The sequence below is a fragment of the Halomonas sp. Mc5H-6 genome, from assembly GCF_024124705.1.
Taxonomy (GTDB): Bacteria; Pseudomonadota; Gammaproteobacteria; order Pseudomonadales; family Halomonadaceae; genus Vreelandella; species Vreelandella subterranea.
The window spans coordinates 50,665-65,684 of the sequence record NZ_JAMXSI010000009.1 but is presented as its reverse complement, the minus strand read 5'-3'; the positions used below and the strand labels follow the sequence as shown (position 1 = coordinate 65,684).

At 54.8% G+C, this 15,020-nt stretch carries 11 protein-coding genes; 5 read left to right on the top strand and 6 right to left on the bottom strand.

The window, feature by feature from the left end:
- Positions 1-11: 11 nt before the first annotated feature.
- From NH395_RS13330 to NH395_RS13320, 3 genes are all read right to left on the bottom strand, one after another.
- Entirely contained in the window at positions 12-608 is a 597-nt protein-coding gene (locus NH395_RS13330; RefSeq protein WP_253025527.1) for a cell division protein ZipA C-terminal FtsZ-binding domain-containing protein, read from the bottom strand.
- Between the two features lie 33 nt (positions 609-641).
- Positions 642-1,103, bottom strand: coding sequence for a TspO/MBR family protein (locus NH395_RS13325; protein ID WP_253025526.1), 462 nt, complete (start codon positions 1,101-1,103; stop codon positions 642-644).
- Positions 1,104-1,228: 125 nt separating this feature from the next.
- Positions 1,229-2,347 carry an alkene reductase gene (locus tag NH395_RS13320; protein ID WP_253025525.1) on the bottom strand — a complete coding sequence of 373 codons (1,119 nt, stop codon included), beginning with the start codon at positions 2,345-2,347 and terminating at the stop codon, positions 1,229-1,231.
- Between the two features lie 66 nt (positions 2,348-2,413).
- On the opposite strand from NH395_RS13320, the gene NH395_RS13315 reads away from it, so the two are divergent.
- Positions 2,414-3,289, top strand: coding sequence for a FadR/GntR family transcriptional regulator (locus tag NH395_RS13315; protein ID WP_290443832.1), 876 nt, complete (start codon positions 2,414-2,416; stop codon positions 3,287-3,289).
- Here NH395_RS13315 and NH395_RS13310 read toward each other — a convergent pair.
- From NH395_RS13310 to NH395_RS13300, 3 genes are read right to left on the bottom strand one after another with little or no spacing between them, the layout of a single operon-like run.
- Entirely contained in the window at positions 3,286-4,554 is a 1,269-nt protein-coding gene (locus NH395_RS13310; RefSeq protein WP_253025524.1) for an allantoate amidohydrolase, read from the bottom strand. The two genes, NH395_RS13315 and NH395_RS13310, sit on opposite strands and share 4 nt — an antisense overlap.
- 21 nt (positions 4,555-4,575) lie before the next feature.
- Positions 4,576-5,277 carry a DUF1028 domain-containing protein gene (locus NH395_RS13305; protein ID WP_253025522.1) on the bottom strand — a complete coding sequence of 234 codons (702 nt, stop codon included), beginning with the start codon at positions 5,275-5,277 and terminating at the stop codon, positions 4,576-4,578.
- Positions 5,278-5,288: 11 nt separating this feature from the next.
- On the bottom strand, positions 5,289-6,683 hold the full coding sequence (locus NH395_RS13300) for a Na+/H+ antiporter NhaC family protein (protein WP_253025520.1): 1,395 nt from the start codon (positions 6,681-6,683) through the stop codon (positions 5,289-5,291).
- 339 nt (positions 6,684-7,022) lie between these two features.
- Between NH395_RS13300 and NH395_RS13295 the strand changes: the two genes are divergently transcribed.
- The 4 genes from NH395_RS13295 (at position 7,023) to NH395_RS13280 (ending at position 14,852) form a co-directional block, all read left to right on the top strand.
- Positions 7,023-9,692 (top strand): DEAD/DEAH box helicase family protein, encoded by a 2,670-nt coding sequence (locus NH395_RS13295; RefSeq protein ID WP_253025518.1) that lies wholly within the window; start codon positions 7,023-7,025, stop codon positions 9,690-9,692.
- Positions 9,689-11,275, top strand: coding sequence for a restriction endonuclease subunit S (locus tag NH395_RS13290; protein WP_253025516.1), 1,587 nt, complete (start codon positions 9,689-9,691; stop codon positions 11,273-11,275). Before NH395_RS13295 ends, NH395_RS13290 begins: the two co-directional genes overlap by 4 nt.
- Positions 11,276-11,339: 64 nt before the next feature.
- The gene (locus tag NH395_RS13285) at positions 11,340-12,335 is read left to right on the top strand and encodes an ATP-binding protein (protein WP_253025515.1); all 996 of its coding nucleotides are present in this window, start codon (positions 11,340-11,342) and stop codon (positions 12,333-12,335) included.
- A 15-nt stretch (positions 12,336-12,350) separates the two neighbouring features.
- Positions 12,351-14,852 (top strand): S8 family peptidase, encoded by a 2,502-nt coding sequence (locus tag NH395_RS13280; protein ID WP_253025514.1) that lies wholly within the window; start codon positions 12,351-12,353, stop codon positions 14,850-14,852.
- Positions 14,853-15,020: the final 168 nt, after the last annotated feature.

Genomic DNA, 15,020 nt, shown 5'->3' with positions numbered 1-15,020 from the left:
CTCGGCAGGCGCTAGCCAATAATGCGTTCGAAGGTGGCGTCGGTGGCAGGTTCACGGTCGCCATCCAGCATATCGCCGGTAAACAGCGTCTGCATTTCTTTGGCCAGTGCCACATAGACATGCATCTGTTGATTGCGGCGCTTGCGCAGCGGTGGTTTCACCAACAGGCTGATGCCCTTGATCGGCTCGTGGGTTTCATTGCGTAGCAGGTCGGGCATTTCCCCGGGCGGAAACGCATTGGCGATAGTGATGGGGTTCGTGGGTTGCTCACCGGCGATGTGAAAGACCTTCTTGATCGGGTCGAACGTCGCCTCCTTTTCGCGCAGCCACTCGGCAAGGCGCTGATCGGTATGCTCATCGGGTTTCGAAAAAATCACGAACAGCGAGTGCTGGGCCACTTTGCCGGAGTGCTTTGCCGATGAGGAGGATGTTTCCTCGGGCGGTGGCGGTGAAGTGGCTTCATGGGAGGGGCGTTCCTCCGTGGAAGCGGCAGTGTCTATCGGCGGTTGACGACGCTGCCGCATGACATAAATGAACAGCGCCAGGGCGGTTAGCGCTAATACGATAGAGCCGATTGCCAGTAGGGTGACTAAGGGTATTGTCTCCATGGTGTTTTTATCCTTTTACGCGCTAATTGCGGGTTAATTGCGTCGCCAAATGGTCGCATTGAGGCAAAGTGCCAGCGCCACCCAAAGGGCATAGGGCACCATTAACCACGCTGCTAATGCGCTTACCTTAGCAAAAACAAAGATGGCAAGCATGATCAGCATCAGTAGTAGTGCGATATCGCCAAGTGCGGCGGCTATTTGTTTACGGCCAAAAAACAGCCACGACCAGGCGGCATTTGCCATCAGTTGGAGGGCATAAACGGTCAAGCCAGCGGTGCGCCAGGCCGAGTCGTCTGCCATGTAGATGCGCCACGCGGCAATCGCCATCAAAAGGTAAAGAATGCCCCAGGCAATGGGAAACGCGATATCCGGCGGTGTCCAGGCGGGTTTGTTTAGCTCGCGGTACCAGCTATCGGGCCTGAACCGTGCCCCGGTGCTGGCGGCAATGCCCACCAGAGCCAGCGATATCAGTAAAGCGAATAGCGAAGGCAGCATTCATCACCTGTGTTTCAAACGTAAGAATCAACAGCCTAGCAGCGTTTTGCCATCGTTAGACACAAAAAAAGCACCACCGAAGTGATGCTTTTCATTATTAAGCGGCTTTTTTTTAAGGCCGCTACTTAGTCCATGCGGTCATAGCCATTATCCATAAACGGATAATCGGTATAGCCTTTCTCGTCACCGCCGTAGAAGGTCTCGTGGTCGGGCTCGGTGAGAGTGGCGTTCACACGGAAGCGTTCGGGCAGATCCGGATTGGCAATGTAAGGACGGCCAAAGGCCACGGCATCGGTGGTGTTTTCGCTGATGCGCGCTTCGGCATGCGCGGCATCGTAGTTACCGCAGTAAATCAGACGACCGCTGAAGCGCTCGCGCATCTGCTCGCGGAAGCCAGCAGGGAACTGAATGTCGCCCCCGGCCCAGTTGGGCTCGTTCAGGTGCAGGTAAGCCAGGCCGCGCTTGGAAAGCTGATCGGCCATGTAGAACGCCATGGCTTCAGGCTCATCGTCGGTCAGGCCAAACAGCTCGATAAAGGGCGTCATGCGAATGCCGACCCGGTCGGCCCCGTAAACGTCGATGACGGCGTCGACCACTTCCAGCGGGAAGCGCGCCCGGTTTTCCAGCGAGCCGCCATACTGGTCGGTACGCTTATTGGTACCGGTGGCCAGGAACTGGTTCAACAGGTAGGCGTTGGCCGCGTGGACCTCGACCATGTCAAAGCCTGCCCGCTTGGCGCGCTCAGCCGCCTGGCGATAGTCTTCGACGATACCCGGGAGCTCGTCAGTTTCCAGCGCGCGGGGCGTGCTGGTGGGGTGCTGACCGGCGGTGCCGTCTTCAAACTCAACGAAACATTGGGCACCTTCACCCTTCAGCGCGCTGGGCGCGACCGGTTGCTGACCATTGGGCTGAACCATTTCATGGGAAACGCGCCCAACGTGCCATAGTTGCAATGCCATACGGCCGCCTTTGGCGTGCACCGCATCGACCACGCCTTTCCAGCCAGCTTCCTGCTCGTCGGTCCAGATGCCTGGGGTATACACATAGCCGCGTGCGGTAGGCGAGATATTGGTCGCTTCGCTGATAATCAAGCCAGCACCGGCGCGCTGACCGTAATAGGCCTCCTGCATCTTACCCGGCACGCTGTCAGGTGTGCGTGCCCGGGTCAGCGGCGCCATGATCACCCGGTTAGGGATCGACAGGCTGCCAAGCTGCGTAGCAGCGAGTAGCGTTTCGTAAGCCATTAAACAAACTCCTTTTGAACTCTTAGGTTGAGCAGTGGGCGACAGAATAGACCAGTTTACTAGTTAATGCCAATTCTATATTCCCTGTGCGCTTCAGACGTCCAACGCTGGCGAAACGTCTTGCTCTCATTGGGCGCTGGCTCTGTTACCCTAGCCCTCTTAATAGACAGGCAGTGTATCGATAGCATGGTAAAAAAAGCATCACCACGGCGCCCCTACCAAGTGGCCGAAACGATTAAATGCTGGATCGTGGATCGTAATCTGAAACCGGGGGATCGGCTTCCCAGTGAAGCAGAACTCATTGAAACACTGAACGTATCGAAAGGGACGGTGCGCGAAAGTACCCGGGTATTGGAAGCCCAAGGGCTGGTCGAGACGCGTACCGGCCCGGGGGGTGGTGCCTTTGTGAAGGCAATGAGCGATGAAAAGGCGGTGTCTTTATTAAGTAATTATCTGTTTTTTAAAGATATTTCCATTCAGGATATTTATCAGATCCGCCTGGCGCTTGAACCTGAGTTGGCCGCTTCGTTAGCCGGCAAGGTCAGCGAAGAAGACATGGCACGCTTGCGCGAGAGTCTGCACAGTTATGCCACACCCTGTGAAGACAGCGAAACCGAAAGGCAGCAGCACCTGGACTCGCTGAACTTTCATTTAATGCTCGCGGAACTGGCGGGCGGCAATCAGCTGCTCACCTTTATCATCCGCTTTACCATTCAAATTTTGTCAGACCTGACGATTTATCATCGACTTTATGAGCCCGTTACCCACGATCTGGGCCAAACGGGCTGCCGCTATCACGCCGAAATATTGGATGCGATTGAACTGGGCGATGCTGATAGCGCCTTTCGCATAATGCGCGAGCACATGCTGGACGCCCAGCGGGTCATGAACCACCAGGAAGCTCAGGTCAGGCGCGCTTTCCTGCCGGAGTTATTGGCCTAACGGCATCTTGAGGGGTCAAGCTGCTGCAAAAAGGCCATCATGACCCGCACCGCTGCTTCGCCATCGGCGGCTGAAATGCTCTCGTCGGGGTGGTGGCTCAAGCCCTCTTTGCAGCGTACGAACAGCATGCCGATATCGGTGACATCCTGCATGGCCAGGCCATCATGCCCGGCACCGCTGAACATCCGCTCGGTGGGTTGCTCCACGCTCGCGCAGGCCTGCTCCAGGCCTCGCATGATCCATTCGGCGCAGTGGGCGCCGTCGGCGCGGTAGGTGTTGTCCATGGAGAGTGTCAGTCCCCGGCGCTCAGCCACTTCGTGCAGGGCGGCTTGAATGGCGTCTTGACCTCGTTGTCTGGTTTCCGACTGCGGGGAGCGAAGCTCGACCGTAAAGGTGACCGACGCGGGAATCACATTCACGGCATTGGGGTGGACATCCAACTGCCCGACGACACCTACCAGCCCCTCTGTGGCTTGCAGTACCCTGTCCACGGCCAGCACCATGTCGGATGCCCCCACCAGAGCGTCGTGGCGACCGGACATGGGGGTCGTGCCCGCATGACCCGCCTTGCCGCTCACCGTTACCTGATGACGTTCAATGCCCGTGAGCGAGGTGACAACGCCGACGGCATGATCACGCTGCTCCAGTCGGGGGCCTTGTTCGATATGCACTTCCACAAAGCCCAGCGTATTGGCAGGGTCGCGGGCCAGGGCAGGAATGCCATCTGGTTCAACGCCGAAGCTGCGCAGTGCCTCCCTTAAAGAAATCCCCTGCTTGTCGAGTGCCTCGAGTTGCTGTGGGTCAATGGTGCCAGCGAGTGCACGGCTGCCGACGAGCGTGGTGGGAAAACGCACGCCTTCTTCATCACCAAAGGCCACGACTTCCACCCCATAAGGCAGCGTGATGCCTGCATGACGAAGGGCTTCCAACGCGACGAGAGGCACCGCGATACCCAGCATGCCGTCATACTTGCCGCCTTCAACGACCGAGTCCTGATGAGACCCCATGATCAATGTCGGCTCGCCCGCCAAAGCGTTAGGGCAGCGGCCGACCAAGTTGCCCGCTGCATCCAGTTCGGGGGTGAGCCCGGCGCGGGTCATCCATTGCTCAATGAGCGGTAGCACCTGGCGATGTTCGGTCGAGCAGAACAGGCGCGTGACGCCAGCACCGGGTTGCGAATATTGGGCGGCTTCGTCCAGGCGGTTCAAGAGATACTGCCCGATCTTGCCTTCAGCGAAGGTAGCGTGTGGGGGTTGTTGAGACATAAAAACTCCATCGAAACGCCATCAGCGCAGCGGTAGCTGTTGCCAGAACGCTTGAAAATCGTCCGCCCTGAAGCGCGCTTCAAGCGCTCTCAGCGACGCGATGACGTTGTCGGACCAGTCGACCCGAAGGTCGATGGGCGCGTGTAAAAAGGATTCGATACGGAGCGCGGCCGAGCGTGTGCCTCGGGCGTCGCCCCCCTCATCGAGCGCAGCTTCCAGCGCGGCAAGTAAATGGCCGAGCAGTTGTTGCGCGTGATCGGCAGGAAACTGAGGGGGCGCGTCGTTTTGCAGGACAGCCTGACTGTTGAGCGTGCTGACGTGGATAAAACGCTGCGCCAATATCTCAACTACATCAGCGCTATGCAGCATATTGCCGACGGCGGCAACGCCGGGGTAAAGATTAGCCGCGATCTCGGGAAGGTTGGCGGCGCCGGTGTGCACATCGGCTCGCCCGTCGCTATCCATCACTAAACACTGGCGATGCTCAGGATGGTCGTCGCGACGGGTGGCGGCATGCAACGCCTGGGACGCTGAAGCACCGTTACGGAGTGCCTCGTAAATCGTTGCGGGGTACCAGGGGTTGGTATAGCGCCCCTGGGTGACGCACGCTCCAAGGCCCCGCCAGCAATGATGCACATAGCCGCCCACCGCCACGCCACCCGTTGCGGTGAGCGTGGCCACGGTGCCCGTTTCAGGATGAACGTGAACCAGTGAAAGCGTCATAAGGTCACTGATCAGTAGCCCGCGTAGTGGCCAATGATCAAGCCGACCCAGGCCAGTAAGTAGACCACGACCATAAAGGGCAGAATGGCTTTTAACCACTGCGCATAGGAAACGCGGCCAAGGGCCAGCATCGCCAGGGTGCCACCTGAGGTAGGTACGATCAGGTTGGTCAAGCCGTCGCCAACCTGGAAGGCAGTGATCATTAACTGACGGCTCATGCCCACCAGGTCGGCCACAGGAATCAGGATCGGCATGGTAACCAACGCCTGCCCGGAACCCGAGGGTACGAAGAGGTTGATAACGCCCTGGACGACACTGGCACCAATCGCCGAGAACAGCGGGGGAATGTTGTCGATCAAGGTGCTCAGCGAGTTGACGATGGTATCGATAATCACCGCCTGCTCCAGGATGACCTGAATAGAGGCCGCGACCCCGATCACCAGCGCGCCAGCGGTGACACCCGCTGCCCCTTCCATCATCTGTTTGACAATGCCGTTGGCCGAAAGGCCGTTGAGTGCCCCGATAATGATCGCCAGTAACAGGAAGGTGGCGGCGATCTCATTGATATACCAGCCGCGGGTAAAGACGCCGATCAACATGCCAATCAGGCCAGCCACAAAGACCGCAATGGTCAAGATGTTGCGCTTGGTCAGGTGGTACTCGCTTAGCGGCTTGCTTAATGCTTCGGCGTTGTCCGGCTCTTCAAAGTCCATCTTGACGACGCGCTTGCAGATATACAGCGACAGCAGGGCGAGCGATGAAACTACCATCAAGGTGCGCAGCCAAGCGCCCGAAAACGTGGGCAACTCGGCAATGCCTTGCGCCACGCCGACGGTATACGGGTTGATCGGCGAGAGCGCAAAACCGATACCGATGCCGCCCACCGCCATTGTGGTACCTACCAGGCTCGAGCACCCAATCGCGCTGGCAATGAGCACGGCAATGGGGACGAGGGCGATATTATTCTCAAACCCCACCGCGACACCGAAAAAGCCGTAAATGAAGGTGCCAACGGTAATGATCATGTTGCGGCGTTCGATCCCGACGCGGTGAACCGCGACGCCAATGGCGTTTTCGAGCGCACCGGTCTTTTGCAGGATGTGAAACAGACCGCCAGCGATAAAGACGATAAAGAGATATTGCGAGGCAGAAATAAGGCCTTCCGGTATCGCCACAAAAATATTGAAGGGCGACATGGCGGCCACGTCGTTTAAGTACCTGAACGAGTCGGCGATGACGACGGTACGCCCGTCCTGGGTCGTTCGCTCAAACTCACCGGGCGGGATGATGAAGGTCAGCAGATAGGTCGCGACCAGTATCATGAAGATCAGCACCATCGGGTCAGGAACCGTTTGGTACCACTTTTTTTGCGGACGGGCTGCCGCCGCCGTGTTGTGTTCTGTCATGAGAAACCCCTTGCGTATTGTGTGTCGCAGCGTGGTGCTCATTGGTGGCACCTTACATTCAATTTATCATGATAAATTTAGCGGTCAAGTAAGCGGCGACAAGCAGACATAGCAACGCAATGCCCGGGAAATGGGTCGGTAGGGAGGCAGAAAGAGGAGGAGGAAGCTTAATAGCTAGGTCAGCGTGCCTGATAATTGCATTTAAAGAGCCCATTCGAGATTATGAGGCTAACTTAAACGTTAATAAGGCCTTAACTTGTGCAGTACGACGCCAACCAAACGCCTGAGCAAGCCGCTCGGGATCAAATAGATGAGCGCCTGCGGGCGTGTGGTTGGCACGTGCAAGATAAAGACGCGCTCGATTTCAATGCGGGTTTGGGCATCGCAGTGCGTGAGTATCAAACGGCGATTGGCCCGGCCGACTACGTGCTGTTTGTTGACCGGCAAGCTGTTGGCATTGTTGAAGCCAAGCCCGATAGCTGGGGCGTGCGGTTGACGTCTGTGGAAGAGCAGTCCGCAGGTTACGCCAATGCCAAGCTGAAATGGGTGGCTAATAACGAGCCTCTTCCCTTTATCTACGAAAGCACGGCACAGGTCACGCGCTTTACCAATGGTCAAGACCCGGTTCCTCGTTCACGAGAGGTGTTTACCTTTCATCGTCCTGAGACACTCAATGCCTGGGCAAAAGCACAGCGATCATTTCGATCAGGCGTAGCAGAGTTGCCCGCGCTGAATCCTGGAGGGTTGCGCGACTGTCAGATCACGGCGATTACCAACCTGGAAGCCTCGCTCAAGGCCGACAAACCTCGTGCGCTGGTGCAAATGGCAACAGGTTCCGGCAAAACCTTTACCGCTATCACCCAGGCGTACCGCCTACTCAAGCACGCGGGCGCACGGCGCATTCTGTTCCTGGTTGATACCAAGAACCTGGGTGAACAGGCTGAACAAGAGTTCATGGCCTTCATCCCCAACGACGACAATCGCAAGTTCACCGAGCTTTACAACGTCCAGCTCCTGACTTCGCCCGCCATCGCGGGCGATAACCAGGTCGTGATTTCAACGATTCAGCGCATGTACGCCACGCTCAAGGGGGATGAGCTGGATGAAGGGGCCGAAGAAGAGCACCCCGCCGAGCAAAAATGGCGCCGCAAGGAACCGCTGCCCGTCGTTTACAATCCCAAACTGTCGCCGGAATACTTCGATGTCGTGGTTATCGATGAGTGCCACCGCTCGATTTATAATCTCTGGCGTCAGGTGATCGAGTATTTCGATGCCTATTTAATTGGCTTGACCGCCACGCCGGACAACCGCACTTACGGCTTTTTTCAGAAAAACGTGGTCAGCGAATACACTCACGAAAAAGCCGTTGCCGACAAGGTCAACGTGGGCAACGAGATCTACCTGATCGAGACCGAAATCACCCAAGGCGGTGAGACGCTCAAGCCTGAGCAGCTTATTGAGAAACGCGAACGCGATACCCGGGCTAAACGTTGGGAAACCCAGGATGACGAGCAGGCCTACGCTGCTACCCAGCTCGACCGTTCAGTCGTTAATCCCGACCAGATCCGCACCGTCATTCGTGCGTTCCACGACAAATGGCGCGAGATATTCCCTGGCCGCATCGAACTCCCCAAAACGCTGATTTTCGCCAAGACCGATAGCCACGCCGACGACATCCTCCAGACTGTCCGCCAGGAGTTTGGTGAGGGCAACGACTTCTGTCGCAAGATCACCAATGGCGCGAAGAACCCGAAATCTTCACTTTCGGCCTTTCGCAACGATTATTACCCGCGCATAGCCGTCACCGTGGATATGATTGCTACCGGCACCGACGTAAAACCGCTCGAATGCCTGATCTTCATGCGCGACGTAAAATCGAAAAACTATTTCGAGCAGATGAAGGGGCGTGGCACCCGGGTGATGAAAGCCGACGACCTTAAAAAGGTATCGCCCTCTGCTCAAGCCAAGACCCACTATGTGATTGTGGATGCGGTAGGCGTGACCAAGTCGCTCAAAACCGCCAGCCAGCCGTTAGATTCCAAACCCTCGATTCCCTTCAAGGATCTCGCCATGGGGCTGATGATGGGTGATCGTTCAGAAGAAACCGTCAGTTCGCTTGCTTCCCGTCTTGCGCGGCTCGACCATAAGCTTGGCGCTGAAGACCACCAGAAAATTACAGACGAGGCGGGCACATCGCTCACTGCCATCGTGAGTGATCTCTTCGATGCCATTGACCCTGACAAGGTGGAAGCCGACGCCAAGGCCGCCGGCCACCCCGAGCCGGATGACGCCGCCATGCAAACCGCACGGGAGGAACGCATCAAGCAGGCGGCCAATATATTCACCGGCCCACTGATTACCTTGATGGATACCGTTCGACGCGATAACGAGCAAACCATCGACCACGACAATCTTGATACACTGCTGCGCACCGAATGGGCAGGCGATGTAGCGGAAAATGCAAAGCAGATCGCCCAGGAGTTCGAGGAATACCTTGATGAAAACCGCGACCAGATAGAGGCGCTGACCATCTATTTCAACACCCCTGCCCGCCGCTCGGAAGTTACCTTCGCCATGGTCAAGGACGTGCTGAAAAAGCTCACCGATGACCGCCCGCGGCTGGCTCCGCTAATCGTGTGGAAGGCCTATGCACACTTGGATGAGTATAAAGGTAGCAACCCCGCCAGCGATCTCACAGCGCTGGTGGCGCTGATCCGCCGGGTGACGGGGCTAGACCCAACGCTGACGCACTACTCTGAACGCGTGCGGCGTAACTTTCAGAACTGGGTGTTAAACCGCCACGCAGGCCACGGCGAAAAATTTACTGAAGAACAGATGGCATGGCTACGCATGATCCGCGACCACCTTGCCACCTCTTTCACCATCGAGCGCGATGATCTCGACATGGCTCCCTTTGACAACCAAGGCGGTCTGGGGCAAATGTACGCCCTTTTTGGCGATGGTATGGACGATATGATGACTGAAATTAATAAGGCGTTATCGGCATGACGGATTTGCCATGTGGTTGGATCAATACATCGCTTTCAGAGATTTGTGGTATCAATCCTCGCCTGGATAAGTCTGCTTTCGAGAAGGATGAACTCGTATCTTTTATCCCCATGCCTGCTGTTGAGGCGGAGACCGGCAACGTCGACGTTTCAGAGGTACGTACGTTTTCGCAGGTCAAACAGGGCTATACACCATTCAAAAAGGATGATGTTCTTTTCGCTAAAATTACTCCGTGTATGGAAAACGGAAAAATGGCGATTGTTCCTGAGATGGCTAGCGAATACGGCTTCGGGTCTACCGAATTCCATGTGTTGAGACCAGCAAAAGACATTGATCCCCGGTTCATCTATCACGTCGTTTCTAATCAGAGCTTTCGCTATCATGCCGAACACAACATGACCGGTGCTGTAGGACAAAAACGTGTCCCGGTCACGATTCTGGAAGAGCATGAAATTTGGTTGCCCCCTATCAAAGAACAACTTCGCATCGTAGAGAAAATCGAAACGCTTTTCGACGAAATAGATAAAGGCGTCGAGAGCCTGAAAGCGGCAAAAGCTACCCTCGGCTTCTACCGCCAGTCGCTACTGAAATCTGCTTTTGAAGGTCGCCTTACCGCCGACTGGCGCGAACAAAACCCTGACAAGCTGGAAGACCCTGAAACACTGCTTGCCCGTATCCAGGCTGAGCGCGAAACACGCTATAAAGCTGCGCTGGACGACTGGCAAGAAGCTCTTGATGCTTGGCGAACTGGTGGCGAATTTGGCAAGAAACCTGCGAAGCCGAAGCGGCCAACAGGTGTAAAAGCACAGCATATTTCAGATGAAAATAGCCCATACTTTCCATGTGATTGGGGTAATGCTCGCTTTGGTACCCTCAACGTGACTGTCTCAGATGGCCCGTTTGGTTCAAATCTTAAGACCAGCGACTATACCAGTAAAGGTGTAAGGGTTATTCGTCTCGAAAATATTGGCTATGGTGATTTTCTCGAAGATAAGTGCTCTTACGTTTCAGAGGAGAAGTACGAAACAATCAAGAAACACTCCGTTTATCCAGAAACAATTGTTATTTCATCATTCGTCACGGATGCCGTGCGTTCTTGCATCGTACCGAAGAGCATTCCTCTGGCTATCAATAAAGCAGACTGCTTTGCTGCTGTGTTGAAAGGCGATCAAACAAACCTAACTTTCGCGGCATACTATTTTCAAAGTCCGCAAGTTTTTAACCAAGTCAATGGTCTTATACATGGTGTTGGTCGCCCACGGATCAACACAACACAAGTGAAGGAGCTTCATTTCCCAATCTGCTCGCCCGCCGAACAAGCCGAAATCGTCCGACTCCTCGACGAAAAACTGGATGCCGCCGATGCCCTGGAGGCTGAGATCGACGCTAGCCTCACTCGTGCAAGCGCGCTTCGCCAATCCATTCTGAAAAAGGCGTTTTCTGGTCAGTTGGTGCCTCAAGATCCCAACGATGAACCGGCTAGCGTACTGCTAGAGCGAATCAAGGCGGAAAAAACTGTCAGTCGGGGTGAGAGGGCAAGCTCGAAGCGTGGACGTAACGCTGGTAAAAAGGCAACCGCGTGATCGAACTCGTCGAGAACCTAGCGCTTTCAAGGTACACTCATGCTGTATCGAGGAGGGCAATCTCATGGCCAGTGCAAATCAATTAAAAGCATTACTTCAGTCGCACCTGGAGGGCAATGACTCGCGCTTTTATTCTGTGGCGATGCAGGTGGCAGCGCACGAGGCAAAGCAGGGCCATGGAAAGCTGGCGGAAGAAATTCGTTCCCTTGTCGACCAAGCCAAATCGCGTCGTAATGTAACCTCTGAAGGTAAAACCGTTCCCATCAGCAAGCCACGGGGTGAATTGGCTAACCTGCTCAGTGTGAGCTATCCCAAGTCACGTTTGGTCGATATGGTGTTAGATGAGGACTTGGAGCAGCAGTTACATCGTATTATTCGCGAGCAGAAGCATGCGTCTGAAATCCTGTCTCATGGTTTGCAGCCACGCAGAAAAATACTGCTGGTCGGGCCTCCCGGGACAGGTAAAACGATGACCGCTTCGGTCCTGGCTGGTGAGCTTGGTCTGCCGCTTTTCCAGGTTAGGCTTGATGGCCTGATCACCAAGTTCATGGGGGAAACCGCTGCCAAGCTAAGACAAATCTTTGAATCGACCCACCAAGCCCGGGGGGTGTATTTTTTTGATGAATTCGACGCGATTGGTTCCCAACGAGGATTAGCAAATGATGTTGGGGAAGTCCGGCGGATCTTGAATAGCTTTTTGCAGATGATCGAGCAGGACGACTCGCATAGCCTCATCATAGGTGCCACTAACCATCCGGATATTTTAGATAACGCGCTGTTTCGCCGGTTTGATGACTTGCTGCATTACGAGCTTCCCGACGACATTCACATCGCCAGCATATTAAAAACACGCTTACACCGTTTGGCGGTCAAAAACACCTCATGGAAGCGATTAGCATCGAAGGCGCTTGGCCTTAGCTATGCAGAGTTGACCCGAGCGGCGGATGAAGTCTTGAAAACAGCCTTGATCGAACGTGCTGATAAAATTCATGAAAAAGATATATCCCATGCGTTGGAAGAGCGTCGGCAACTGTCCAATCGGTTAAATAAAATAAGCTGAAGTTAAGGACATCGCATGCCGGATAACGAGAGGAATAACCGCCCCCACTTCATTTTCCAGAATAATGGTGAAACTGAACGCTTTGTATCGCCCACTACAGGTGGCGGTGGTAGCGATACTCCCCCCAGAGATCGACAAGCGCATGGCAATGCACTGTTACACAAGCTTCAGCAATTAACACCGGCCTTGGAAGACGCCGTAGCACGGCAGCATCAAGCGGGCATTGATGAAGGTGTGGGTCTGCAAATTGAATTTGAAAGCTTTCCAGACGTTGAGTTGGCTTTTGAATCCCTTGCTCGCGAGGCCTCGGGTATTGAGCTTCGCAACGTCAGGCAGGATGGCAACAAGACGTTTGCCACTGTGTTTGTGCCCGATGGGAAGCTCCATTTTTTTGAAAAACGTATCACCGCTTATCTTGATCAAAGTAAAGATAAAAAGAGCGGCCCCGCGCATAGTAAGTTGCTGAATGCTATTTCCGAGATTCGTGCTGCGACCCTGCAAGCCCTATGGACTGATACGCCTGATGCCATGCCAACAGCCGACGATGAGCAGCTTTGGTGGGAAGTGTGGCTGCCAACAAGAGGTGATCGGCAGGCGGTTATCAGTCAGTTCAGGCAGATGGCCGCTGGGTTGAGCTTCCGCTTGGCACCAGGGGAGCTATATTTCCCCGAACGGTCAGTGTTGCTTATTCATGGTTCAGTCGGTCAGATGAAACGGTCGATGCTGACGTTGAACAGTATCGCTGAATTGCGACGTGCCAAGGAAACGGCAGAGTTCTTTGATTCTATCTCCCCCGGTGAGCAACCAGAATGGTTTGACGATCTAATCGCTAGGTTGACAGTACCAACTGAAAGCAATGATGTGCCTTATATATGCCTCCTTGATACCGGCGTTAATAATGGCCATCCGTTGCTGCGGCACGTTGTGGAAGACGCTGATCAACACAGTGTGGAGCCAGATTGGGGCATTGATGATTCTGATGGGCATGGTACGGGCATGGCGGGTATTGCTGCTCTAGGTAATTTAGTCGATGTCTTATCTACTCAACACCCGATTTCAATTGCCCACAGACTCGAATCGGTGAAATTGATTCCGCAAGATGGTTATAACGGTGGCGATGCCCAACACCACGGGTACCTGACAGCGGAAGCAGTGGGTCGCCCTGCTGTGACAGCACCGCACCGGAAACGCGTTTTCAGTATGGCCATTACGGCGAAAGATAATCGCGACCGAGGTCGCCCCTCTGCATGGTCAGCCGCACTGGACAGACTTGCTTATGACGCCGACGAGCAGGGCGAAGCGCCTAGATTGTTTGTCATTTCTGCTGGAAACATCAAAGACCCGAATGCCTGGATGGAATATCCAGATAGTAATTCCTCTGATGCGATACATGATCCTGGACAAGCGTGGAACGTTTTGACAGTGGGTGCCATGACCCATTTGGTAAGTATTACAGAACCGGACACGGAACATTACGCACCCATCGCCGAAGAAGGTGGGTTAAGCCCTTTCAGTACCACCTCTCAAACCTGGCAGCCATATTGGCCTCTAAAGCCAGATGTGGTGTTCGAAGGAGGCAACGCTGCAAGAGATGGTTTAGGTGCCGCATGGATGACAAGCTTAAGCCTGCTGACCACCCATGCTCATACGAATGACCGCCTATTCACTTCGGCGAATGCGACCAGTGCTGCCTCTGCACTTTGTGCAAGGATGGCGGCCCAGTTAATGGCCAGCTATCCCGAGCTTTGGCCGGAAACCATTCGCGGCCTCATTGTGCATTCAGCGCAATGGACCGACGCAATGAAACGAATGTTCTTACCCGTTCGGGGTGTTCCTTCCAAGGCACAAATGACTCAACTGGTAAGACACTGTGGTTTCGGTGAACCCGATCTGGAGCGAGCTCTCTGGAGCGCAGACAACTCACTAACGTTGATCTGTGAAGAATCGCTCCGCCCATTCAAGCGTGAAGGTGGAAAAGAACCAAAGCTAAGGGATATGAACCTTCATCGTCTTCCCTGGCCCTTGGATGAGCTTGAAGCGTTGGGCGAAACACCCGTTGAAATGAGAGTGACACTGTCATATTTCATTGAGCCTAACCCCTCAGCGCGTGGTGTTGCATCGCGCTATCGGTATGAATCCCACGGACTACGTTTTGATGTAAAGCGCCCCCTGGAAAGTGAAGATGATTTCAGGGCTCGCATCAACGTGGCGGCCCGGGACGATGAAGAGCGATTGCCAGGAAACGATAACGATCCTTCCTGGGTAATCGGCAAAAAGAGTCGGCATAAAGGTTCGCTGCATTCTGATATCTGGAAAGGCAGCGCGGCCGATTTGGCCAGCCGGGGTGCTATCGCCGTTTATCCTTCAGTGGGGTGGTGGAAAACAAGGCCCGCACTTGAACGCTACGACCAGCGAGTACGATATTCGCTTATTGTTTCGATAAGCGCTCCTGGTGTCGACATTGATTTGTATACGCCAGTGGCCAACCAGATTGGTGTGTCAGTGGTTATAGAGTAATTAAAGCTGAAGGCGGCGTGCCACTGCTCTATTCGTTTGCCTGTTCAAAGGGGATTCGTAGTCGATACAGAGGGCAGTAGCCGAAGTCGCCCCCGAAGTCACCCACTAAGTCACTGACCAAGAGGGGGCTAAGCAGGGACGAAGTAAGGAGCAAGTAGGTTTGCTCCA

What these genes read in the sequence shown, in the direction of transcription:
- NH395_RS13315 (WP_290443832.1), top strand. Translation starts at nt 2,414, where the DNA reads ATGCCAATTCTATATTCCCTGTGCGCTTCAGACGTCCAACGCTGGCGA.
- NH395_RS13305 (WP_253025522.1), bottom strand. Translation starts at nt 5,277, where the DNA reads ATGACGCTTTCACTGGTTCACGTTCATCCTGAAACGGGCACCGTGGCC.
- NH395_RS13330 (WP_253025527.1), bottom strand. Translation starts at nt 608, where the DNA reads ATGGAGACAATACCCTTAGTCACCCTACTGGCAATCGGCTCTATCGTA.
- NH395_RS13300 (WP_253025520.1), bottom strand. Translation starts at nt 6,683, where the DNA reads ATGACAGAACACAACACGGCGGCGGCAGCCCGTCCGCAAAAAAAGTGG.
- NH395_RS13285 (WP_253025515.1), top strand. Translation starts at nt 11,340, where the DNA reads ATGGCCAGTGCAAATCAATTAAAAGCATTACTTCAGTCGCACCTGGAG.
- NH395_RS13280 (WP_253025514.1), top strand. Translation starts at nt 12,351, where the DNA reads ATGCCGGATAACGAGAGGAATAACCGCCCCCACTTCATTTTCCAGAAT.
- NH395_RS13325 (WP_253025526.1), bottom strand. Translation starts at nt 1,103, where the DNA reads ATGCTGCCTTCGCTATTCGCTTTACTGATATCGCTGGCTCTGGTGGGC.
- NH395_RS13310 (WP_253025524.1), bottom strand. Translation starts at nt 4,554, where the DNA reads ATGTCTCAACAACCCCCACACGCTACCTTCGCTGAAGGCAAGATCGGG.
- NH395_RS13290 (WP_253025516.1), top strand. Translation starts at nt 9,689, where the DNA reads ATGACGGATTTGCCATGTGGTTGGATCAATACATCGCTTTCAGAGATT.
- NH395_RS13320 (WP_253025525.1), bottom strand. Translation starts at nt 2,347, where the DNA reads ATGGCTTACGAAACGCTACTCGCTGCTACGCAGCTTGGCAGCCTGTCG.